General features: G+C 60.8%; 21 protein-coding genes. 11 read left to right on the forward strand and 10 right to left on the reverse strand.

The features are described from left to right. Positions 1-23 precede the first annotated feature (23 nt). The gene (locus tag A8O26_RS07825) at positions 24-1022 is read right to left on the reverse strand and encodes an AraC family transcriptional regulator (RefSeq protein WP_064117492.1); all 999 of its coding nucleotides are present in this window, start codon (positions 1020-1022) and stop codon (positions 24-26) included. Between the two features lie 351 nt (positions 1023-1373). Here A8O26_RS07825 and A8O26_RS07830 point away from each other — a divergent pair, with 351 nt between their 5' ends. Next, entirely contained in the window at positions 1374-2708 is a 1335-nt protein-coding gene (locus tag A8O26_RS07830) for a dicarboxylate/amino acid:cation symporter (RefSeq protein WP_034155798.1), read from the forward strand. A gap of 144 nt (positions 2709-2852) precedes the next feature. Next, entirely contained in the window at positions 2853-4034 is a 1182-nt protein-coding gene (locus A8O26_RS07835; protein WP_064117493.1) for a CaiB/BaiF CoA transferase family protein, read from the forward strand. Positions 4035-4142: 108 nt separating this feature from the next. Here A8O26_RS07835 and A8O26_RS07840 read toward each other — a convergent pair whose 3' ends face one another. Then, entirely contained in the window at positions 4143-4637 is a 495-nt protein-coding gene (locus tag A8O26_RS07840) for a SprT family zinc-dependent metalloprotease (RefSeq protein ID WP_064117494.1), read from the reverse strand. Positions 4638-4777: 140 nt separating this feature from the next. Beyond that, on the reverse strand, positions 4778-5380 hold the full coding sequence (locus tag A8O26_RS07845) for a Yip1 family protein (RefSeq protein WP_007917515.1): 603 nt from the start codon (positions 5378-5380) through the stop codon (positions 4778-4780). Between the two features lie 288 nt (positions 5381-5668). Here A8O26_RS07845 and ttcA point away from each other — a divergent pair, with 288 nt between their 5' ends. Both ttcA and A8O26_RS07855 read left to right on the forward strand, forming a co-directional pair. Beyond that, positions 5669-6493: a tRNA 2-thiocytidine(32) synthetase TtcA gene (gene ttcA, locus A8O26_RS07850; RefSeq protein ID WP_008079181.1), complete on the forward strand. Its 825-nt coding sequence runs from the start codon at positions 5669-5671 to the stop codon at positions 6491-6493. A gap of 150 nt (positions 6494-6643) precedes the next feature. Beyond that, positions 6644-7318 (forward strand): DNA-3-methyladenine glycosylase I, encoded by a 675-nt coding sequence (locus A8O26_RS07855; protein WP_007917512.1) that lies wholly within the window; start codon positions 6644-6646, stop codon positions 7316-7318. A gap of 100 nt (positions 7319-7418) precedes the next feature. On the opposite strand, the gene A8O26_RS07860 is transcribed toward A8O26_RS07855, so the two are convergent. Genes A8O26_RS07860 through arsC form a run of 3 tightly spaced genes read right to left on the reverse strand, consistent with a single transcriptional unit; the run spans position 7419 to position 8793 of the window. Beyond that, complete coding sequence (locus A8O26_RS07860) at positions 7419-7844, reverse strand: DUF2069 domain-containing protein (protein WP_064117495.1); 426 nt, start codon at positions 7842-7844, stop codon at positions 7419-7421. 2 nt (positions 7845-7846) lie between these two features. Then, positions 7847-8443 carry an NAD(P)H:quinone oxidoreductase gene (gene wrbA, locus A8O26_RS07865; RefSeq protein ID WP_016987440.1) on the reverse strand — a complete coding sequence of 199 codons (597 nt, stop codon included), beginning with the start codon at positions 8441-8443 and terminating at the stop codon, positions 7847-7849. Next, entirely contained in the window at positions 8440-8793 is a 354-nt protein-coding gene (gene arsC, locus A8O26_RS07870; protein ID WP_064117496.1) for an arsenate reductase (glutaredoxin), read from the reverse strand. The genes wrbA and arsC overlap by 4 nt, the downstream gene beginning before the upstream one ends. A gap of 113 nt (positions 8794-8906) precedes the next feature. On the opposite strand from arsC, the gene A8O26_RS07875 reads away from it, so the two are divergent. Next, positions 8907-9374: a TlpA disulfide reductase family protein gene (locus tag A8O26_RS07875; RefSeq protein WP_007917494.1), complete on the forward strand. Its 468-nt coding sequence runs from the start codon at positions 8907-8909 to the stop codon at positions 9372-9374. 365 nt (positions 9375-9739) lie between these two features. On the opposite strand, the gene A8O26_RS07880 is transcribed toward A8O26_RS07875, so the two are convergent. Next, complete coding sequence (locus A8O26_RS07880; RefSeq protein WP_064117497.1) at positions 9740-10144, reverse strand: META domain-containing protein; 405 nt, start codon at positions 10142-10144, stop codon at positions 9740-9742. Then, entirely contained in the window at positions 10144-10578 is a 435-nt protein-coding gene (locus A8O26_RS07885; RefSeq protein ID WP_038367468.1) for a hypothetical protein, read from the reverse strand. The genes A8O26_RS07880 and A8O26_RS07885 overlap by 1 nt, the downstream gene beginning before the upstream one ends. A 133-nt stretch (positions 10579-10711) precedes the next feature. On the opposite strand from A8O26_RS07885, the gene A8O26_RS07890 reads away from it, so the two are divergent. After that, positions 10712-11170: a hypothetical protein gene (locus A8O26_RS07890; protein ID WP_064117498.1), complete on the forward strand. Its 459-nt coding sequence runs from the start codon at positions 10712-10714 to the stop codon at positions 11168-11170. 3 nt (positions 11171-11173) lie between these two features. On the opposite strand, the gene A8O26_RS07895 is transcribed toward A8O26_RS07890, so the two are convergent. Continuing rightward, entirely contained in the window at positions 11174-12163 is a 990-nt protein-coding gene (locus A8O26_RS07895) for a 2-hydroxyacid dehydrogenase (RefSeq protein WP_064117499.1), read from the reverse strand. An 84-nt stretch (positions 12164-12247) separates the two neighbouring features. Then, positions 12248-15001 (reverse strand): response regulator, encoded by a 2754-nt coding sequence (locus A8O26_RS07900; RefSeq protein WP_064117517.1) that lies wholly within the window; start codon positions 14999-15001, stop codon positions 12248-12250. Between the two features lie 217 nt (positions 15002-15218). Between A8O26_RS07900 and A8O26_RS07905 the strand changes: the two genes are divergently transcribed. From A8O26_RS07905 to relA, 5 genes are all read left to right on the forward strand, one after another. Beyond that, positions 15219-15941: a response regulator transcription factor gene (locus A8O26_RS07905; protein WP_064117500.1), complete on the forward strand. Its 723-nt coding sequence runs from the start codon at positions 15219-15221 to the stop codon at positions 15939-15941. Then, positions 15928-17352 (forward strand): sensor histidine kinase, encoded by a 1425-nt coding sequence (locus tag A8O26_RS07910; protein ID WP_064117501.1) that lies wholly within the window; start codon positions 15928-15930, stop codon positions 17350-17352. Before A8O26_RS07905 ends, A8O26_RS07910 begins: the two co-directional genes overlap by 14 nt. Before the next feature lie 212 nt (positions 17353-17564). After that, positions 17565-18467 (forward strand): cysteine synthase CysM, encoded by a 903-nt coding sequence (cysM, locus tag A8O26_RS07915; protein ID WP_027612303.1) that lies wholly within the window; start codon positions 17565-17567, stop codon positions 18465-18467. Continuing rightward, positions 18467-19843: a 23S rRNA (uracil(1939)-C(5))-methyltransferase RlmD gene (gene rlmD / locus A8O26_RS07920; RefSeq protein WP_064117502.1), complete on the forward strand. Its 1377-nt coding sequence runs from the start codon at positions 18467-18469 to the stop codon at positions 19841-19843. Before cysM ends, rlmD begins: the two co-directional genes overlap by 1 nt. A 101-nt stretch (positions 19844-19944) precedes the next feature. Then, the gene (gene relA, locus A8O26_RS07925; protein WP_064117503.1) at positions 19945-22188 is read left to right on the forward strand and encodes a GTP diphosphokinase; all 2244 of its coding nucleotides are present in this window, start codon (positions 19945-19947) and stop codon (positions 22186-22188) included. Positions 22189-22294 lie beyond the last annotated feature (106 nt).

The following is a 22294-nucleotide window of genomic DNA, read 5'->3' on the forward strand; positions in this document are numbered from 1 at the left end:
CTCCTCCCGGACCGCGTTTGCCGTTAATGCTCCTGCGCGCGATAAGCCCCCGGCGTCAGCCCCGTCCACTTCTTGAACGCCCGATGAAACGCCGACGGCTCGGAAAATCCGAGTTGCTCGGCAATCTGCTGCAACGACAGATCCGCCCGCCCCAGATGATAGATGGCGATATCCCGCCGCAACTGATCCTTCAGTTCCTGAAAACTCGTGCCTTCTTCGCGCAAATGCCGGCGTAGCGTCTGCGGGCTGATGTGCAAATGCGCCGCGACCGCTTCCAGATCCGGCCAGTTCGCGCTGTCGCGGCTGAGCAAGCGGCGCAGGCGACTGCTCAGGCTGTCGCCGTCGTCGGGGCGGGAGAGCAGGTCGGCGGGGGAGCGTTCGAGGAAGTGTTTGAGCGTGCGTTCATCCTGCAACAGCGGCATAGACAGATAGCGGCTGTGGAATAAAAGGCTGCTTTGCTCGGTGCCGAAGCTCAGCGGGCAGGGGAACAGCAGGTCATATTCGGCGCCGTGTTCGGGGCGTGGATAACTGAAGGTCGCTTGTTCGAGGCGAATCCGCTGGCCGATCAGCCAACTGCCGAGGCGATGCCAGATCACCAGCAGGCTCTCGGTGAGAAAGTGATCCGGATCCCATAATGGCGAATCATCAAGGCTCAAACGCACCCATTCGTCTTCGCGCGTCAGGGTCAGGCGCGGGGCTTGCGGGAATAGGCTATAAAACAATAAACCGCGTTGCAGTGCCTTCTCCAGATTGCGGCAGTGGATCGAGGCATGGCACATCATCGCGAAGCTGCCGGGCTTGCTCGGGGCGTTACCGAAACCGAGGTATTCGTCGTCCAGCGCCAGCCACAGGCTCTGGATCAACTGCGTGAATTGCTCCGGGGCGATGCGTGCGCGCGGCTCATCGAGCAATTCCGGGCTGATGCCCAGTTGCAGCAGCAGGCCCGAGTAATCGAAGCCCCGTCGGCGGGCGCCACCGAGGGCGGCACGGGCGAAATGACTGGCAATGGTGCGTTCGCGCATAAGCGGCAAATCCTTCCTCTGGTGCCGGATGGTAGTCATCGGTGGTGCGAGCAACAAGGCGGATTTCCGCCAAATTGTAGGACGAGAAGCGGCGAGTTGGCGGAAATCCGCCACACTCAAGTCACCGGACGGTGACACTGAACAGGCCTGTAGCCCCTGATATCAAAAGGCTTGCAGCAAAATGCACCAAAGTGGCACGACGTTTGCGATAAGAGCGACAGAAGCGTGCGTTGATCCTGTGCGGAAAACGCCGCTCCAACAACAAATCCCTCCAGTGCAGGAGGGTTCGCAATTCAGGTTTCGCGGTCAACAGATGGATGTTGCCACGCGAGACTCTTGAGGAAACTTGCAATGACGACTCGTCAGCCACTGTACAAATCCCTGTATCTACAGGTGATCGTCGCAATCGTTATCGGTATCGCGCTCGGTCACTATTACCCGCAGTTCGGTGTGGCGGTAAAGCCGCTGGGTGACGGGTTCATCAAACTGATCAAAATGATCATCGCCCCGATCATCTTCTGCACCGTGGTCAGCGGCATCGCCGGCATGCAGAACATGAAGTCGGTCGGCAAGACCGGCGGTTACGCACTCCTGTACTTCGAAATCGTTTCGACCATCGCTTTGCTGGTCGGTCTGGTTGTGGTCAACGTTGTGCAACCGGGCGCCGGCATGCACATCGACGTCGCGACCCTTGACGCTTCGAAAGTTGCTTCCTACGTGGCTGCTGGCGCTGACCAAAGTGTTGTCGGTTTCCTGCTCAACGTGATCCCGACCACCATCGTCGGCGCGTTCGCCACCGGTGACATCCTGCAAGTGCTGATGTTCTCGGTGATCTTCGGTTTCGCCCTGCATCGCCTGGGCGCCTACGGCAAGCCGATCCTCGACTTCATCGATCGCTTCGCTCACGTGATGTTCAACATCATCAACATGATCATGAAGCTCGCGCCAATCGGTGCCTTCGGTGCCATGGCCTTCACCATCGGTGCCTACGGCGTGGGTTCGCTGGTGCAGCTGGGTCAACTGATGATCTGCTTCTACATCACCTGCCTGGCGTTCATCCTCATCGTCCTCGGCGCCATCGCGCGCATGCACGGTTTCAGCGTGCTGAAGATGATCCGTTACATCCGTGAAGAACTGCTGATCGTCCTCGGCACGTCCTCGTCGGAATCGGTACTGCCTCGCATGCTGATCAAGATGGAGCGTCTGGGCGCGAAAAAATCGGTAGTGGGTCTGGTGATCCCGACCGGTTACTCGTTCAACCTCGACGGTACTGCGATCTACCTGACCATGGCTGCCGTGTTCATTGCTCAGGCCACTGACACGCACATGGACATCACGCACCAGATCACCCTGCTGGTGGTGTTGCTGCTGTCCTCCAAAGGCGCAGCCGGTGTGACCGGTTCGGGCTTCATCGTGCTGGCCGCGACCCTGTCGGCGGTCGGTCACCTGCCGGTGGCCGGTCTGGCGCTGATCCTCGGTATCGACCGCTTCATGTCCGAAGCCCGCGCCCTGACCAACCTGGTCGGTAACGCTGTAGCGACCATCGTGGTTGCCAAGTGGGTGAAAGAGCTGGACACCGACGTGCTGGATGCCGAACTGGCTTCGGGCGGTCGCGGTATCGCTGATACCCGTCCTGAAGATGACCTGGGTGTGGCTGAAGGCCCAACCCCGAGCAGCGTCAAGTAACACTCGTTGAATGAAAGAACCCGCTTCGGCGGGTTTTTTCTTGCCTGTGATTTGAGCGTAACGGTCACACCCGCTGACATTTGCGGTGATTGCTGTACGCGGCATCGCTGCCTAGGCTGAGTGCATCGCCCAAGGAGTTCGCCCATGTCCGCACCGCTGGCCTCACTGAAAATACTCGATTTCTCGACGCTGTTGCCGGGGCCGTTTGCCTCGTTGTTGCTGGCGGACATGGGCGCTGAAGTGCTGCGCATCGAGTCGCCGACGCGCCTGGATCTGCTGCGGGTGTTGCCGCCGCATGATGGCGGCCTTTCGGCCAGCCATGCCTACCTCAATCGCAACAAGCGCAGCCTGGCGCTGGACCTCAAGCAGCCTGAGGCGCTGGATGTAGTTAAACAACTGCTGGCCGATTACGACATCGTCCTTGAGCAGTTTCGCCCCGGTGTCATGGAGCGTTTGGGTCTGGGCTACGAAGCGCTGAAGGCGATCAATCCAAAGCTGATTTACGTGTCGATCACCGGTTACGGCCAGACCGGGCCGTACAAGGATCGCGCCGGGCATGACATCAACTATCTGGCGCTGGCCGGGCTGGCCAGCTACACCGGTCGCGCCGACAGCGGCCCGTTGCCGTTGGGTATGCAGGTGGCGGACGTCGCCGGTGGTTCGCTGCACGGGGTCATCGGTTTGCTTGCGGCGGTGATTGCGCGCCAGCAAACGGGGCAGGGCACGCATCTGGATGTCAGCATGACTGATTGCGCGTTCAGCCTGAATGCCATGGCCGGCGCCGGGTATCTGGCCTGCGGCGAAGAGCCGGGGTGGGAAGAGCAGATGCTCAACGGCGGCAGCTTTTACGATTATTACCGCTCCCGCGATGGGCGCTGGATGTCGGTGGGCAGTCTGGAACCTGGGTTCATGCAGCAATTGTGTACGGCGTTGGGCCGGCCGGAATTGGCGGCGCAAGGGTTGTCGCCCAAACCCGAACAGCAGCGCGCACTGAAATACGCGCTGACGGTCGAGTTCGAAAAACATGACTTTGCCGAGTTGTGCGCGTTGTTTGCCGGCATCGATGCCTGTGTCGAGCCGGTGTTGAATCTGAGTGAGGCGGTACGCCATCCGCAGTTGCAGGCGCGCGAACTGGTGACGCAGGTGCCGCGCGGGGATGGCACGGCGCAGGCACAGATGGCCTGTCCGCTGAAGTTTTCCGAAGCGTTGCCGGCGCCGCGGCATGTTGGCGCGGTGTTGGGGCAGCATACGGATCAGGTGTTGGGCGAGTTGGGGTTCAGCACTGAGCAGATTGCTGAATTGCGTTCATCCAAAGTGATTCTTTAGTGCCTGTACCGACCCTTTCGCGAGCAAGCTCGCTCCCACAGGAGAATGCATTTCAAGGTGGGAGCGAGCTTGCTCGCGAAGAGGCCAGAACAGGCAATAGAAGACTGACTATTCGACGCGCATCTCACCACTGAACACCAAGGTGCTCCGGCAGCGCCGACACAAATACCGCCGCCCCTGCCGCACCAGGCTATGGCGCTGTGCTGAAAACGGAAAATCACTGTCGGCACATGGGCATTTGTAGATGTAGCGGGTCACGCTGCGGCGCTTGATTGCATAGGTGTGGCAGCGATCCGGTGGCAGTTCGTAAACGCCGCGCATGATCAATTGCCATTCCTCGCCATGCGGCTGAATGCGGTCGCCGAACAACTGATGGGCGATCAGGTGCGCGACTTCATGGGCCACGGTTTGCTTGAGGAAGTGTTCGCTGTTTTCCCGGTACAGCTGCGGGTTGAAGCGCAGCAGGTTCTCGTGCAGATGCGCGACACCGGCTTTTTGCCCGCGCAGCTTGAGGCTGACGACAGGGCGTGGGAAAGAACGTTTGAAAAAGGATTCTGCGAGTTGGTAACAATCTTCGACGCGGGTATTGAGTTGCTCGGGCATGCTTGATGGATCTCCAGAGGCGTCGAGTATGCCGTAACGCCGCAGACTTGCGAATCGCCGAGCTGCCGAATGGTCATCCTCCAAACGACAAGGCCGCCTTGCGGCGGCCTGGATTGGCAGATGTTGTTTTTCTCGGCGAGTCAGTTCGTATAGACAGGGCCTACGCCCAATCCCCAGACGATCACGGTGAACGCCATGATGGCCACCAGCACCACCAGACCCACCGCCAGCACCGAGCTGGAAAACAGGAAACCTTCATCCGACGGAATATTCATGAACGTCGGCAGCCCCACATACAACAGATAAACCGTGTAACAGATGGCCGCCGTACCGACGATCATCCCCAGCCACATATGCGGATACAGCGCCGCCAGCCCACCGACAAACAACGGTGTCGCGGTGTAGGTGGCAAACGCCACGCAACGGGCCAGGCTCGGATTGGCGTCATAGGTGCGGGCCATCCAGTGCACGAAGGCGCCCATGACCGCGACCCCGCCGAGCATCGCCAGATAAGACATGACGGTCATCCAGATCGCGCTTTCGACGGTGAGCATCACTGGCGCGCGGTTGCCGATCACCCAGCCGACCTGAGTGGTGCCGATAAACGCCGAGACAGCGGGGATGGCCGCCAGAATCAGCGTGTGGGTGAGGTACATGTGGCTGATGCTTTCCTCTTGGTCGCCACGGATTTCCTTCCATTCCTGATCGGGGTGGGTGAAAAGTCCCACTACGTGATGGATCATGCCAGTCACTCCTCTTGTTATTGCCATCGCCCCCCAACGGAGCGCCTACGGGCCAAGGTGGCCGAGCAAATTCAGGTCTTCAGATGTGTGCGACCTTATGTCGCAGTATAGAAAGGACTTACCCGCACAGGTATTAGGGGCTTAGAGCAAATCGCGCTGTAAACAGGGCGGGTAATCGCCTCGGGGTCTGTAAAAGCGCCGTTGGCTTACGACGACAACCTGTGCCCACAACCCCGGGGTTTTTGCGTAAAATGCCGGCCTTTCGTCACACCTCACGGATTTCGCGTCATGGGCACTCTTACGGTCAACCAGAACAAACTGCAAAAGCGCCTGCGCCGCCTGGCCGGCGAAGCGGTCGCCGATTTCAACATGATTGAAGACGGCGACAAGGTCATGGTCTGCCTGTCCGGGGGCAAGGACAGCTACACCATGCTCGACGTGCTGCTGCACCTGCAGAAGGTTGCCCCGATCAAGTTCGAGATCGTTGCGGTGAACATGGACCAGAAGCAGCCGGGCTTCCCCGAACACGTGTTGCCGGCCTATCTGAAAGAGCTGGGCGTCGAGTATCACATCGTCGAGAAAGACACCTATTCGGTGGTCAAGGAACTGATCCCGGAAGGCAAGACCACCTGCTCGCTGTGCTCGCGCCTGCGTCGCGGCACGCTGTACACGTTTGCCGATGAAATCGGCGCGACGAAAATGGCCCTCGGTCACCACCGCGACGACATCGTCGAGACGTTCTTCCTCAACATGTTCTTCAACGGTTCGCTGAAAGCCATGCCGCCGAAGCTGCGCGCCGATGACGGCCGTAACGTGGTGATCCGTCCGCTGGCCTACTGCAACGAGAAAGACATTCAGGCTTACTCGGATTTGAAAGAATTCCCGATCATTCCGTGCAACCTCTGCGGCTCGCAGGAAAACCTGCAGCGTCAGGTGGTCAAGGACATGCTTCAGGACTGGGAGCGCAAGACCCCGGGCCGTACCGAAAGCATCTTCCGCAGTCTGCAGAACGTGATTCCGTCGCAACTGGCCGACCGCAACCTGTTCGACTTCACCAGCCTGAAGATCGACGAGACCGCCGCTTCGCGCTTCGTCAACGTCGTCAACCTGTAAACCCGATCCATGTGGGAGCGAGCTTGCTCGCGAAGGCGTCGTGTCAGCCGACATCCATGTTGAATGACAGACCGCTTTCGCGAGCAAGCTCGCTCCCACAGTGTTTTGTGTTCAACGATAAATTTTCATTTTCAGTTCTCAGGAGAGGGCATGCGCGATTACAAGTGGCTGCACGAATACTGTCTGAACCGCTTCGGTTCGGCGGCTGAACTGGAAGCCCATCTGCCCGTTCCCAAGACCCCTGCGCAACTGCGCAAGATCAGCGACGACCGCTACCTCTCGACCATGGCCCTACGCGTGTTCCGCGCCGGCCTCAAGCACAGTCTGGTCGATGCCAAATGGCCGGCTTTCGAAGAAGTGTTCTTCAAGTTCGACCCGGAAAAAGTCGTGCTGATGAGCGCCGAACACCTTGAGCGGTTGATGCAGGACGCGCGGATCATCCGTCACTTGGGCAAGCTGAAAAGCGTGCCGCGCAATGCGCAGTTCATTCTCGATGTCGAGAAAGACAAGGGTAGTTTTGGCGCACTGATTGCCGACTGGCCGGTGACCGATATCGTCGGCCTGTGGACGTACCTGAAAAAGCACGGTCATCAATTGGGCGGGCTGTCGGCGCCACGCTTCCTACGCATGGTCGGCAAGGATACGTTTGTGCCGAGTTACGACGTGGTCGCGGCGCTGAATGCGCAGAAGATCGTCGACAAGGTGCCGACCAGTCTGCGCGATCTGGCGATCGTGCAGGACGCGTTCAACCAGTGGCATGAACAGAGCGGCGGGCGGGCGATGAGTCAGATTTCGATGATGCTCGCCTACACTGTGAATCATTGAAACCGAGTCGCTCCAATCGCTAACAGGGCTAGCTCCCACAGGGAATCTGTGGCGTTCACAAATCCCCTGTGGGAGCTAGCCTGCTAGCGATGGCGGTCTCTCAGGCGACGGAGATTTCGCCTTCGCCAGCCAGTTTGCGATTCAACTGATACCGCCACCGCACATACAGCAGCGCCGAGCAGAACACCGCCAGGCTCGCGACCATCTCCAGCACTCCAAACAACTGCCGGCTCGGGTCATACGCCGCCAGTGCGCCTTTGATGAAGTACAGATTCACCACAAAACACATCCACGAATGCCCGCGCGCGCTGCCCATGATCATCGCCGGTGCGAGGACGATCCACGGGATCAGCTCGACCAGCAGAATCACCCACGGTCGCGCACCGTGCAGGTCGGCGAAGACCAGGTAGTAGGCGGCGAGCAGTCCGGCCAGCGCGAAAAAGCTCAGCAGGCTGATGATCCGCATCGCTTTGACGCGCGGCTCCAGCCACGCGACCGAGGGCAAGACTTTCGGCTTCTTCGCCACTGTCAGCCCTCCAGCTTCTGCGCAGTTTTGGCCAGACGCAGACCGAGCGCGCGGCACAGCGCGACTTCGTGCTGATCCAGACCTTTTTTACCGTCAGCCCCGGCGTGATGGCTGGCACCGTAAGGCGTACCGCCGCCCTGGGTTTCCAGCAGCGCCGACTCGCTGTACGGCAAGCCGGTAATGAGCATGCCGTGGTGCAACAGCGGCAACATCATCGACAGCAAAGTGGTTTCCTGACCGCCGTGCAGGCTGGCGGTCGAGGTGAACACGCCGGCGGGTTTGCCAACCAGCGCACCGGTCAGCCAGAGGTTGCTGGTGCCGTCGAGGAAGTACTTCAACGGGGCGGCCATGTTGCCGAAACGTGTCGGGCTGCCGAGTGCCAGCCCGGCGCAGTTCTTCAGATCATCGAGCGTTGCATACAGCGCGCCTTCGTCGGGAATGTCCGGCGCCACGGCTTCGCACTCGGTGGAAATCGCCGGCACGGTGCGCAGGCGCGCTTCGAGCCCGGCCTGTTCGACACCGCGGGCAATCTGCCGGGCCATCTCGTTGGTCGAGCCGCTGCGGCTGTAATACAGCACCAGAATGTACGGCGCGCTCACGGCAACAACTCCAGGATTTTTTCCGGCGGACGACCGATGACGGCTTTGTCGCCGACTTCAAGAATGGGCCGTTCCATCAGTTTTGGGTGCTGGGCGATGGCGTCGATCAATTGCGCTTCACTGAGGCTTTCGTCCGCCAGCTGAAGCATCTTGTATTCATCTTCTCCAGTGCGCAGCAACTGGCGCGCGCTGATCCCGAGCTTGCCGAGCAGGGCCTTGATCTGCGCTGCATTCAGCGGGGTTTCGAGGTAGCGCACGACGGTTGGCGTCAGGCCGCGGGCTTCAATGAGTTCCAGCGCGCCGCGGGATTTCGAGCAGCGCGGATTGTGATAAAGCGTCAGATCGGTCATGGCGGGTCGCTTCTGGCGTAAAGTGGCGGCTATTCTAACTGTGCAGCGCGCAATCCAGAACCGTCAGAGGCGATGGGTCGCAGGCGCGTTTAAATTTTCACAAGGAACATGACATGACACGGCGATTGGCAGCGGCATTGACGATAATCGGGGCGTTGATGCTGGGGGGATGCGGCAATGATTACGGCATTGACCAGAACGGTCAGAAAGTCGCCTCCGAGCGCTTGGACAAACAGTGGGTGGTGCTGAACTACTGGGCCGAATGGTGCGGCCCGTGCCGAACCGAGATCCCGGAACTCAACCATCTGGCTGACGAGCTGAAGAGCAAGAACGTCGGCGTGTTCGGGGTCAACTTCGACAACGTGCAGGGTGTGGAGCTGAAAGACGCCAGTGAAAAACTCGGCATCAAGTTCACCGTGCTGGCGCAGGATCCAGCGGAGTTGTTTGAGTTGCCGCGCAGTGAGGCATTGCCGGTGACGTACATCATCGACAACAAGGGCAAGGTGCGGGAGCAGTTGATGGGTGAGCAGACGGCGGCGGGGGTGATGGCCAAGCTTGAGGCTCTGCAGGCTACTAAATAACCTTCAAAAGCCCCTCACCCCAGCCCTCTCCCGGAGGGAGAGGGGGCCGACCGAGGTGTCTGGCGAGGTACATCGACCTGAGAGATCGAGTCGATTGTAGATTCGCCAAAGCATGATCCAGTCGATTATGGATTCAGTTGCACTCGTTCAGGTCGCTGTAGCTCTCCAATATCCCCCAATCAGTCCCCTCTCCCTTTGGGAGAGGGCTAGGGTGAGGGCTTTGGCAGACTCACGGGCCTAAAAGATCCAGTCGATTATGGATTCGGCATAGGCCGTTCAGGTCGCTGTAGCTCTCCAATATCCCCCAATCAGTCCCCTCTCCCTTTGGGAGAGGGCTAGGGTGAGGGCTTTGGCGATCCTGAGGCTTATCCCTCTTCCAGCCACCAACGCAACGGCTTGCCTTCAGCCGGCCAGAAGCGCATCTGCTCGATTGGCGAGATGTCCCAGCGCTCGACATGTTCCAGCGCCTGCAGGAAGCGTTGCTCCTGCTCCATCAGCGCCGGCGCACACAGTTTGCGGGTCTTGCCGATCTTGCCGAAGCTCAGCTTGTCGCCGTCCAGCGTGTACGGCGCGAACCAATGGTTGCAGCCGCCGTTACCGTAGGCGCGACCATCATCGCCAAGGGTCACGGTCAGATGGCTGTAATCCATCAATGGCCGTTCGCCGATCCATTCCAGAATGTAGCTGCGGTTCTGCTGCAGTTGCACAGGCTCCGCCGCGCAACCGACCAAACCGACACTGACCAAAGCGGTCAGGGCAAGGCGTTTCATCATGCCGGCTCCTGGCATTTCGGGCACAGGTGCTTGTCGCCCACGGCTTTCCAGCCCAACTCGGCGATGCGCGCGGTGGCGGCCGGTTTTTCAGCGGTTTTGCCCAGTTTGGCATCCACGGCAAATTCAAAGCTCAGCTCTTTGGCGCAGCTGTCGCAGTTGACCTGCCAGGTGTGGATCGCCAGTTCACCGAACACCGGGCCGGTGGTCATCGCGGTCCATTGGCCCGGCGGGTTGATCAGGTGGCGGACGGTTTCAACAGTCAGGCGCATGGACAAATCCTTGCTGCCTTTGAGGGTGACCAACAGCGCGTCACCAATGCGAATCGAGCCACCGTTGCCGGTGACCTGATAGCGGCCCGGAACGAGCGCGCGGCATTCGGTGAGGGTGTGTTGCGGGTTCATCAGGGTGTAGCGGAAATCGTGTTCGACCATGGGTCCTCCAAATATGCGCGACATGCTAGCACGGGCTCGATTACAGGATGATGCGCGCGTGCGACCTTCGATCCGGTTCAAATCGACGGACGCTCATGGCAAACTGCCGCCCTCGACTCTGAAGGAACGGAACATGGCGCTGATTGAATGTTATGAATGCAAGCGGAGCATCAGCTCGCAAGCCCAGGCGTGCATTCATTGCGGGGCTCCAATGGTGGCGCAAGTGGCGCCTGCGCACGCAGAGGCCGTAGCGGCCCCCGTTCAGGCGTCGACGATTTCGTTCGGCAGCCTGCCGCGCAACAAGGCGGTTCCGGAGGCGGTTACCCTGCCTCCCGCGGCAGAGCCATTGCCCAAAGTGGTGCCGGCAGCGGCAGGGCGGCGCCGTCGCCAGCAGGCCGAGCAACCGGTGGTGATGCCAGGTAATGCCGACGGCAGCCGGCCGGTTGAAGGCTGGCTGAAGATCATGGTGTTTCTGATGCCGTTGGTGTTCGTCTGGTTTCTGCTGCGTAGCGGGCATTCGATGAAACAGCGCTTTTTCGGTTTCGGCTGGCTGGCCCTGCTGATTCTGGCCACCTCGCTGTCACCGAAGTAACCCTCAACCCTCGACCTGGTTCTGCGGCGCCCCTGCCGCCCAGGTCGCGATGTTGTGCAGGGTGGTCGCGGCGATCGCCCCCAGCGCTTCACGGGTCAGAAAGGCCTGGTGCGCGGTGATGATCACATTGGGAAAGGTCAGCAAGCGCGCCAGCACATCGTCCTGCAACGGCAGGTCGGAGCGATCCTCGAAAAACAGCTGCGCTTCTTCCTCATAGACATCCAGACCCAGATAGCCGAGTTGGCCATCCTTCAGCGCGTCGATCAGCGCCGGGGTGTCCACCAGACCGCCGCGCCCGGTGTTGATGAGCATGGCACCGGCTTGCATATGCGCCAGTGAATCGCGGTTGATCAGGTGTTTGCTCTGCTCATTGAGCGGGCAATGCAGGCTGATGATGCGTGACTGCGCGAGCAGTTCCGGCAAGCTCAGGTAACGCGCGCCCAAGGCCAGTACCTCGGGATTGGGAAAAGGGTCGTACGCCAACAATTCACAACCGAAACCGTGCATGATTTTCGCGAACGTCGCACCGATCTGCCCGGTGCCGACGATGCCGACGGTTTTGCCAACCAGATCGAAACCGGTCAGGCCGTGCAGGCTGAAATCGCCTTCGCGGGTGCGGTTATAGGCGCGGTGCAGGCGCCGATTGAGTGCCAAAATCAGCGCCACCGCGTGCTCGGCCACGGCATGCGGCGAGTAGGCCGGGACGCGCACCACGGCCAGGCCCAGGCGTTTCGCCGCGACCAGATCGACATGGTTGTAGCCGGCCGAACGCAGGGCAATCAGTCGCGTTCCACCCGCGGCCAGACGCTCCAGCACTGGGGCGCTGAGGTCGTCATTGATGAAGGCGCAGACCACTTCGTGCTGTTCGGCCAGTGCCGCGGTGTCAAGGCTGAGCCGGGCCGGCTGAAAGTGCAGTTCGAGGTCGGCCGGGCAGTCGGCGGCGAGGAAACTCTCGCGGTCGTAGGTCTGACTGCTGAAAACGATCGTGCGCATCAATGCCTCCTTGAGTAACGTGGCGAGTCAGGTTCGACCCGCCATTACCTTAGCGTGAGAGTGTCGCGCCGGCATTGTCGTGGATCAGGCGCTGATCCGCGCCTGGGCCGCGAGGCGATTGATCGCCCGCTCCAGTTCCTCCAGCGCCGCCACCGCCTTGGGATCACCTTGCTTGAGCAAGGTTTCGCTGCGTTGGCAGGCCGCACGCAATTGCGGCACGCCGCAGTAGCGGGTGGCGCCGTGCAGGCGATGGACGCGTTCGATCAAGGCATTCTGGTCGCGGTTTTCGCTGGCCGCGCGAATCGCCTCGCGGTCGGCTTCCAATGACGCCAGGAGCATCGCCAGCATGTCGGCCGCCAGATCCGCCTTGCCGGCGGCCAGACGCAAACCTTCTTCATGATCGAGCACCGGCAATTCGTTACTGGCCGTCGCGCTTTCGTTGGCTCGCTCCGGTCCTTGATTGCGCAGGGCCAGACCGGTCCACTTCAGCACCACTTGCGCCAGTTGCCGCTCGCTGATCGGTTTGGTCAGGTAATCGTCCATGCCGCTTTGCAGCAACGCGCGTTTCTCGTTGGCCATGGCGTGGGCGGTGAGGGCGACGATCGGCAGCGGCGTGCTATGCCGTTCGCTTTCCCACTGGCGGATGGTTTCGGTGCTCTGGCGGCCGTCCATGCCGGGCATCTGCACGTCCATCAAGACCAGATCGAAGGATTCGGTCTGCACCGCTTTGACTGCCGCGTAACCGCTTTCCACCGCGAGCACCTTGGCGCCCATGTCTTCGAGCAGGGTCTGCACCAGCAGCAGGTTGGCCGGGTTGTCGTCGACACACAGCACTTTCGGTGCGCGACTCGACAATGGCTCGCCCGGCTCGTTGCGCGGCTGGCGCGGGTTGGCCAGATCCGACAGCGCCCGGCGCAGTTTGCGCGTGCAGGCCGGTTTGGCTTGCAACTGGCTGTGCGGGTTCGGCACCGACAGGTGAAACAGCGTTTGCTCAGTGGTCGGGCACAGCACCAGCACCTTGCAGCCGAGGTGTTCGAGGTCCCAGATGTGCTGGTTCAAACGCTCTGGAAGCATGTCGTTGCTGGTAATGCCGAGGACCGCAAGGTCAATCGCCTGATCGGTCTGGTGTGCACCGGTAACGCCATTGGTCAGGGTTTCCAGGGTATTGAACGTGGTGACATCGAGGCCACAGTCTTCCAGTTGATGCTGCAAGGCCTGACGCGCCAGTTCATGGCTTTCCAGCACCGCGACGCGGCGGCCGAGCAATGGCGCCGAGGGCAGGTCTTCGGCGTCGTCGCGGGTCTTGGGCAGGCTCAGGCTGATCCAGAATTCCGAACCTTCGCCGGGCGTGCTGTCGACGCCGATCTCGCCGCCCATCTGCTCGATCAGACGCTTGGAAATCACCAGGCCCAGACCGGTGCCGCCGGGCTGGCGTGACAACGAGTTGTCGGCCTGACTGAAGGCCTGGAACAACGCGCGCACATCTTCATTCGACAGGCCGATGCCGGTGTCCTGAATGCTGATGCGCAGTTGCACGCTGTCTTCGTGTTCTTCTTCAAGCATGGCGCGGGCGACGATGGTGCCTTCGCGGGTGAACTTGATCGCGTTGCTGACCAGATTGGTGAGGATCTGCTTGAGGCGCAGCGGATCGCCGACCAGCGACAGCGGCGTGTCGCGATACACCAGACTGACCAGCTCCAACTGCTTGGCGTGCGCGGCCGGAGCGAGGATGGTCAGGGTGTCCTGCAACAGGTCGCGCAGGTTGAACGGAATGTGGTCGAGCACCAGTTTGCCGGCTTCGATTTTCGAGAAATCGAGGATCTCGTTGATGATCCCCAGCAGGCTGTCGGCGGACTTTTCGATGGTGCCCAGATAGTCGAGCTGGCGCGGGGTCAGTTCGCTTTTCTGCAATAAATGCGTGAAGCCGAGAATGCCGTTGAGCGGCGTGCGGATCTCATGGCTCATGTTGGCGAGGAATTCGGATTTGATCCGGCTGGCTTCCAGCGCCTCTTTGCGCGCCAGATCCAGTTCGATGTTCTGGATCTCGATGGTTTCCAGATTCTGCCGGACGTCTTCGGTGGCCTGATCGACGCTGTGCTGCAGTTCTTCGCGGGCGTTCTGCAGGGTCCCGGCCATGCGGTTGATGCCCGACGCCAGTTCATCCAGCTCCTGACTGCCCAGCGGCGGCAGACGGGTTTCCAAGTGACCATCCTTGAGTTGCGCGACGGCTTGTTTGATCTGACTCAGCGGGCGGTTGATGGTGCGGCCCATGCGCAAGGCAAGCAGCGCGGCCCCGGCAAGACCGGCGGCGATCAGCAAGAGGCTGGCGAACAGACTGCGATAACCGCGCAGCAACATGCCGTTGTGCGACAGCTCCAGTTCGACCCAGCCGAGCAGTCGCTCGGATTCTGCCGGGATCAGTTCGCCGGCGAGGTTGCGGTGTTTGCCGAACACCGGCATCAGATAGCGCGTCGCATCGTTGCCACTGCGCCGTTGCAATTGTGCGCTGTCGCCGCTGGGCGCCTGATTGAGCATGGTCGGGCCGGCATGGGCCAGCGGCGAACGATCCGGCGCGAGAAAGGTTACCGCGCGCACGTCCGGTTGTTCGAGGGATTGGGTGGCGATGCGTTCGAGCAGATCGCTGTCACCATGACCCATGGCGGGTGCCACCAGCGGCGCCAGTTGCTCGGCGATCATTTCGCCGCGCTGCATTAATTGGGTCTGCAAGTCGGACTGCTGCGTCCAGGTGAAGTAACCACCCAGCACCAAGGCCATCAGGCTGGTCGGCAACAAGGTCAGCAACAATACGCGACCTTTGATTCCCAGTTTCTTGAGCACACCTGTCTCCTGCATCCCGCTGATCTGTTGACTCATGCGTGCATCCGGCACGCGACATTGGCGCAGTGTAGCGATTTGCAGGCGGGCGTTCGCGCTAAAAATGATGTCGTCATCGGTCGCTTGGCGCCGGCTCGTTTGTCCGCCCGGTCAACCTTGGGTTGCTCCGGCCACGGCAATCTTGAATAATCAGTCAACTGAGAATTATTTGCAGATACTCATGACTCCTGTTCCCGTTGGCGCGCCACGCATTCTTTCTATCGAAGACGATCCGGTCCTCGGTGCCTATGTTCATGAGCATCTGGGCCGCAGCGGCTTTCAGGTGACTTGGTGCCAGAATGGCCAGGAAGGTCTGAGCATTGCTCGGCGCCAGCCGTTCGACGTGGTGCTGATGGACATTCTGTTGCCGGGGCTGGACGGCCTGAATGTGCTCACGCAATTGCGTCAGAGCCATGCAACGCCGGTGCTGCTGATGTCGGCCCTTGGCGCTGAAGCCGATCGCATCAGCGGTTTTCGTCTGGGCGCCGACGACTATCTACCTAAACCGTTCAGCATGGCCGAGCTGCACGTGCGCATCGAAGCGATATTGCGTCGGGTCGCCCTCGATCGACGTCCGGCAACGCTGGCGGCGCCTGTCGCGACAGGCACGCTGCGTTTCGATGATCAACAGTGCGAAGTGTTTTTCCGCGAGCAACCTGCCGGGCTGACCCGCAGCGAATTCCGTCTGCTGGAAACCCTCAACCGCAACGATGAGGAAGTGTTGAGCAAAGCCTTCCTTTATCAGCACGTGTTGCAGCGCGGCTATGCAGCGCATGATCGCAGTCTTGATATGCATATCAGTCAAATCCGTCGCAAGCTCAAGGCCATCGGTTACACCGAGCGCGAAGTGCGTACGGTGTGGGGCAAGGGCTACGTCTTGAGCGGCGCCGATGAAACTGTCTGAGCTGCCGGGCCGTCATTCGCTGTTCTGGAAACTCGCCTGTTTGCTGGTTGCCTTCTGTTTGCTGATGATCTGGCTGAGCTGGTCATGGGGCCGCTATATGGAGGAGCGCAACCAGTTCCTCTCCGACGAGGCGCGCGGCACCCTCACGCGTTATGCCGCGCAAGCGGAAAAGGCCTGGCAGCACGGAGGTCGCAGCGGTGTCGACGACTGGTTGCAGAGCATGGAGCTGCGCGAGGCGAGTTGGGTCGGTGTGATCGGCGGCAATTTGCAGTCGTTGAGCAGTGATCCGCTGAATGAACAGGAAATCCAGCACTTGACGTTCTTGCGCGGTCTCGACTGGCCGATTCACAAACAGGGGCGGCCGTGGCTGCGCATTGCTTTTCCCAAGGATCCGTCCGCCGGCAGTCTGGTGATCGAATTGCCCGAGCGTTTTCTGCCGGGCAAATACCGGGTGTTCTGGCGGGTGATCACCAACGGCGTGATTCCCGGTCTGTTCACGTTATTACTGTGTGTCGGTCTGTACCGCTTGCTGGTCGTGCCCCTGAACAATCTGCGTGAGCAGGCCAACGCCTGGCGCGCCGATCAATTGAATGTGCGGCTGTCGAGCGGCATCACCCAGCGCCCGGACGAACTCGGCGAACTGGCCCGCGCGTTCGACTCGATGTCCGAACGCCTGCAATCGACCGTCGCCCTGCAACAGCAATTGCTCCGCGATCTGTCCCATGAATTGCGCACGCCACTGAGCCGCTTGCGCGTCGCCAGCGAAAGCGAACAGGGTCTGGTGCAACTGCGCGAGCGCATCGGTCGTGAAGTTGACGGCATGCAGCGCCTGGTCGAAGACACCCTGCAACTGGCCTGGCTCGACACCGAGCGCGCGCCATTGCCCGATGAGGCGATCCAGATCCAGGCCCTGTGGGAAATGCTCACCGACAATGCCTGTTATGAAAGCGGCTGGCCGAGTCTGCAATTGCAGTGTTCGGTCGAGGCGTCGTGCTGGGTGCGTGGCAATTTGAATACCCTGGCGCAGGCGTTGGAGAACATTTTGCGCAACGCCATTCGGCATTCGCCACCGGGTGGAATCGTACGTCTCGATGGCCGGCGCGATGGCAATTACTGGCACCTGTGGCTGGAGGATCAGGGCGGCGGGGTGGCGGAAGGGGACCTGCAACGGATCTTTTTGCCGTTCACTCGCCTCGATGGCTCGCGGCCAGGGGACGGAGGGTTTGGCTTGGGTCTGAGCATCGCGCGCAATGCCGTGCAGCGTCAGGGCGGCAGTATTTGGGCGGAGAACGGCGGGGCGGGGTTGCGTTTGAATCTGCGGTTGCTGGCGGATGACGGTGTTGCGCCGACTGACGCCTTCGCGAGCAGGCTCGCTCCCACATTGGATCTCGGTTCGCCGCAGGTTGTGTGAACAACGCAGATCTCCTGTGGGAGCGAGCCTGCTCGCGAAGAGGTCATTTGCATTACACAGATATTCAAAAGTACACATCGAAAGTCGCACCACTGGTGCGACTTTCAATCGCTTATTCCCATAAACCATAAGCACCGCACTTTGCGTGATATGGCCTGCGCGGGTTTGCCGGTATGATAGGCGCCCCCGCACGTCTGGATTGCGAATACGCCATGACCTTGCAGTACCCAACCATCGCCGATTGCGTCGGCAACACTCCGCTGGTGCGTTTGCAGCGCCTGCCCGGTGCCACCAGCAACACCCTATTGCTCAAGCTCGAAGGGAATAACCCGGCGGGTTCGGTCAAGGACCGTCCGGCGCTGTCGATGATCACCCGTGCCGAGTTGCGCGGGCAGATCCACGCCGGCGATACGCTGATCGAAGCGACCTCGGGCAACACCGGGATCGCGCTGGCCATGGCTGCCGCGATCAAGGGTTACAAAATGATCCTGATCATGCCCGACAACTCCAGCGCCGAGCGCAAAGCGGCGATGACCGCTTACGGCGCCGAGCTGATTCTGGTGAGCCAGGAAGAAGGCATGGAAGGCGCCCGCGACCTCGCGCAGCGCATGGAAGCCGAAGGCCGTGGCAAGGTGCTCGATCAGTTCGCCAATGGCGACAATCCTGAGGCGCACTACACCACCACCGGCCCGGAAATCTGGCGTCAGACCCAGGGCACCATCACTCATTTTGTCAGTTCGATGGGCACCACCGGTACCATCATGGGCGTTTCGCGCTACTTGAAAGAGCAGAGCGACAGCGTGCAGATCATCGGTCTGCAACCGATGGAAGGCTCGGCCATTCCCGGCATCCGCCGCTGGCCGCAGGAATACCTGCCGAAGATTTATCAGGCCGACCGCGTCGACCGTATCGTCGACATGGCGCAAAGCGAAGCCGAGGACGTCACCCGGCGTCTGGCCCGCGAAGAAGGCATCTTCTGCGGTGTGTCCTCGGGCGGTGCGGTGGCAGCGATGCTGCGCCTGTCCAAAGAAGTTGAAAACGCGGTGATCGTCGCGATCATCTGCGACCGTGGCGACCGTTACCTGTCGACCGGCATTTTCGACGCGCCCAACTGATGGCCAAGCACGAGAGAGGCCTGCGCTTCCAACCCGCGGGTGGCAGCAAGGCCGCGCAAATCCCGACCGGCAAAAAGCAGCGCTTGAGCATCGAGCGCCTGGCCAATGACGGTCGCGGTATCGCGTTTTTCGAAGGCAAAACCTGGTTCGTCCTCGGCGCCCTCGCCGGTGAAGAGGTCGAAGCGCGGGTGCTCGGCGCCCACGGCAAAGTGGTCGAGGCGCGCACCGAGCGCGTGTTCAAGGCCAGCGAGCTGCGTCGCCCGGCGCCGTGTCAGCACGCCGGCCGTTGTGGCGGTTGCAGCGTTCAGCACTTGCCCCATGAAGAACAACTCGCCCTGAAACAGCGCATGCTCGCCGAGCAATTGTCGCGCGTTGCCGGTGTCGAACCTGAAGAGTGGGCACCACCGCTGACCGGCCCGGAATTCGGCTATCGCCGTCGTGCCCGCATCGCGGTGCGCTGGGACATGAAAGCGAAGAAACTCGAAGTGGGTTTCCGCGCCGCCGGCAGTCAGGACATCGTCGCGATCAGCGAATGCCCGGTGCTGGTACAGCCCTTGCAGCCGATCATGACCCGTTTGCCGGAGATGCTCCGTCGTTTGAGCAAACCGCAAGCGTTGGGGCATGTCGAGTTGTTCAGCGGCTCGTCGCTGGCGGTGTTGCTGCGGCACATGGCGCCGTTGTCCGAAGCGGATCTGACCATCCTCAAGGACTTCTGCCAGTTTCATGAAGCGCAACTGTGGCTGCATGGCGAAGGCGAGCCACAGCCGGTCGATGCCAGCCAGTCGCTGGGCTATCGCCTGGAGCAGTGGGATCTGGATCTGGCGTACCGGCCGGGCGACTTCATTCAGGTCAACGCCGGGGTCAACGAAGCGATGGTCGCGCAGGCGCTGGACTGGCTGAAACCGAGCCGTGACGAGCGGGTGCTGGACCTGTTCTGTGGCTTGGGCAACTTTGCCTTGCCGCTGGCCAAAGGCGTGCTTGAAGTGGTGGCGGTGGAGGGCGTGCAGACGATGGTCGATCGTGCCGAAGCCAATGCTGCTAGTAACAATTTGCATAACACAAAGTTTTTTCAAGCCGATTTATCCCAGCCTTTGACCGATGCCCAGTGGATCGCAAACGGCTTTTCTGCGGTACTCTTGGACCCACCGCGTGACGGTGCTTTCGAGGTGGTGCGCAAGCTCGCGAGCCTGGGCGCGAAACGGTTGGTGTATGTGTCGTGCAACCCGGCAACGCTGGCGCGCGATACGGTCGAATTGATCAAGCAGGGCTACCGGTTAAAACGTGCCGGGATTCTCGATATGTTTCCTCAGACGGCACATGTCGAGGCCATGGCGTTATTTGAAGCGAGCCAGGATGGCTCGTCTGAATCCGTCTGATCTGTCCGCGCAGCGCTCGCTTTAGCCCCGCGAGCGCAAACGGGCAACAAGGATCAGCGATTTGACGCATTGAATCTGCGTCGTAGGGAAGGTAAAGCAAGATGGTACAGGTGAGAGCACACCAGCCGATCAATACTGACGGCAGTATCAATCTCGAAGCTTGGCTCGATCACGCGGTCAGTGTCGATCTGGCACTGGATCGCGAAGCTTTGAAAGAAGCCTGCGAGTTCGCTCGCGAGGCCGAACAACAGTCCAACGCGGCGAAGAATCTGTGGTCGGAAGGTTCCGGCAGTTTCAGCACCGGCCTTGAGATCGCCGAGATTCTCGCCGACCTCAAACTGGACCAGGATTCGCTGGTTGCAGCGGTCCTGTATCGCGGCGTGCGCGAAGGCCAGATCGAGCTCGCGGCGGTCAGTCAGCGTTTCGGTCCGGTGGTGACCAAACTGATCGACGGCGTGCAGCGCATGGCCGCCATCAGTGCCAGTCTCAGTCCTCGGCAGTCGATGGTCATGGGCACGCAAGGGCAGGTGGAAAACCTGCGCAAGATGCTCGTCGCCATGGTCGACGACGTCCGCGTCGCGCTGATCAAACTGGCCGAACGTACCTGCGCGATCCGTGCGGTGAAAACTGCCGACGACGAAAAACGTAACCGCGTCGCCCGCGAAGTGTTCGACATCTATGCGCCGCTCGCGCACCGTCTCGGCATCGGTCATATCAAATGGGAACTGGAGGACTTGTCCTTCCGTTACCTGGAGCCGGATCAGTACAAGCAGATCGCCAAGTTGCTCCACGAGCGACGGCTTGATCGTGAGCGTTTCATCGCTGACGTGATGACCCAGCTCAAGGACGAATTGCAGGCCACCGGCGTTGATGCCGACATCAGCGGCCGGGCCAAACACATCTATTCGATCTGGCGCAAAATGCAGCGCAAGGGTCTGGAATTCAGTCAGATCTACGACGTTCGCGCCGTGCGCGTGCTGGTCCCGGAAATGCGCGACTGCTACACCGCGCTGGGCATCGTCCACACCTTGTGGCGGCACATCCCGAAAGAATTCGACGACTACATCGCCAACCCGAAAGAGAACGGCTACCGCTCGCTGCACACCGCGGTGATCGGCCCTGAGGGTAAGGTGCTTGAGGTGCAGATCCGTACGCACTCGATGCACGAAGAAGCCGAACTCGGCGTCTGCGCGCACTGGCGCTACAAGGGCACCGACGTCAAATCCGGTTCGAACCACTACGAAGAGAAAATCTCCTGGTTGCGTCAGGTGCTCGAGTGGCACGAAGAGCTGGGCGACATCGGTGGTCTGGCCGAACAGCTGCGTGTCGATATCGAGCCGGATCGGGTCTACATCTTCACTCCGGATGGTCACGCCATCGACTTGCCGAAAGGCGCGACGCCGCTGGATTTCGCTTACCGCGTGCACACAGAGATCGGCCACAACTGCCGTGGCGCGAAGATCAACGGGCGCATCGTCCCGCTCAACTACAGCCTGCAAACCGGTGAGCAGGTCGAGATCATCACCAGCAAGCACGGCACGCCGAGCCGCGACTGGCTGAACTCCAACCTCGGTTACGTCACTACCTCGCGGGCGCGGGCGAAGATCGTTCACTGGTTCAAATTGCAGGCGCGCGACCAGAACGTTGCCGCCGGTAAAACCCTGATCGAACGCGAACTGACGCGCCTCGGTCTGCCGGCGGTGGACTTCGACAAGCTGGCCGACAAGGCCAACATGAAAACCGCCGAAGACATGTTCGCCGCCCTCGGTGCCGGTGACTTGCGTCTGGCGCAACTGGTCAACCTGGCGCAACAACTGGTCGAGCCGGAACGCGGCAATGAACAGCTGGAACTGATTCCGCGCAAGGCTACCGGCTACAAACCGGGCAAACGCGGCGACATTCAGATCCAGGGCGTCGGCAACCTGATGACGCAGATGGCCGGCTGCTGCCAGCCGTTGCCGGGCGACGCGATCGTCGGCTACATCACCCAGGGCCGTGGCGTGAGCATTCACCGTCAGGACTGCGCTTCGGTGCTGCAACTGTCGGGGCGCGAGCCCGAGCGGATCATCCAGGTCAGCTGGGGTCCGGTGCCGGTGCTCACCTATCCGGTGGACATCATCATCCGCGCCTACGACCGTTCCGGTCTGCTGCGCGACGTCTCCCAGGTGCTGCTCAACGAGCGCATCAACGTGCTGGCGGTCAACACCCGCTCGAACAAGGAAGACAACACCGCGCTGATGTCGCTGACCATCGAGATCCCCGGTCTGGATGCGCTGGGACGCTTGCTCGGGCGGATTTCGCAGTTGCCGAACATCATCGAAACGCGGCGTAACCGTACGCCGTGAACATCGACGCCGATCAACTGTGGGAGCGAGCCTGCTCGCGAAGAGGGTGTGTCAGTCGACATCATTGTTGCAGACACACCGCTTTCGCGAGCAGGCTCGCTCCCAC

This window comes from Pseudomonas fluorescens (genome assembly GCF_001648775.1).
Taxonomy (GTDB): domain Bacteria; phylum Pseudomonadota; class Gammaproteobacteria; order Pseudomonadales; family Pseudomonadaceae; genus Aquipseudomonas; species Aquipseudomonas fluorescens_M.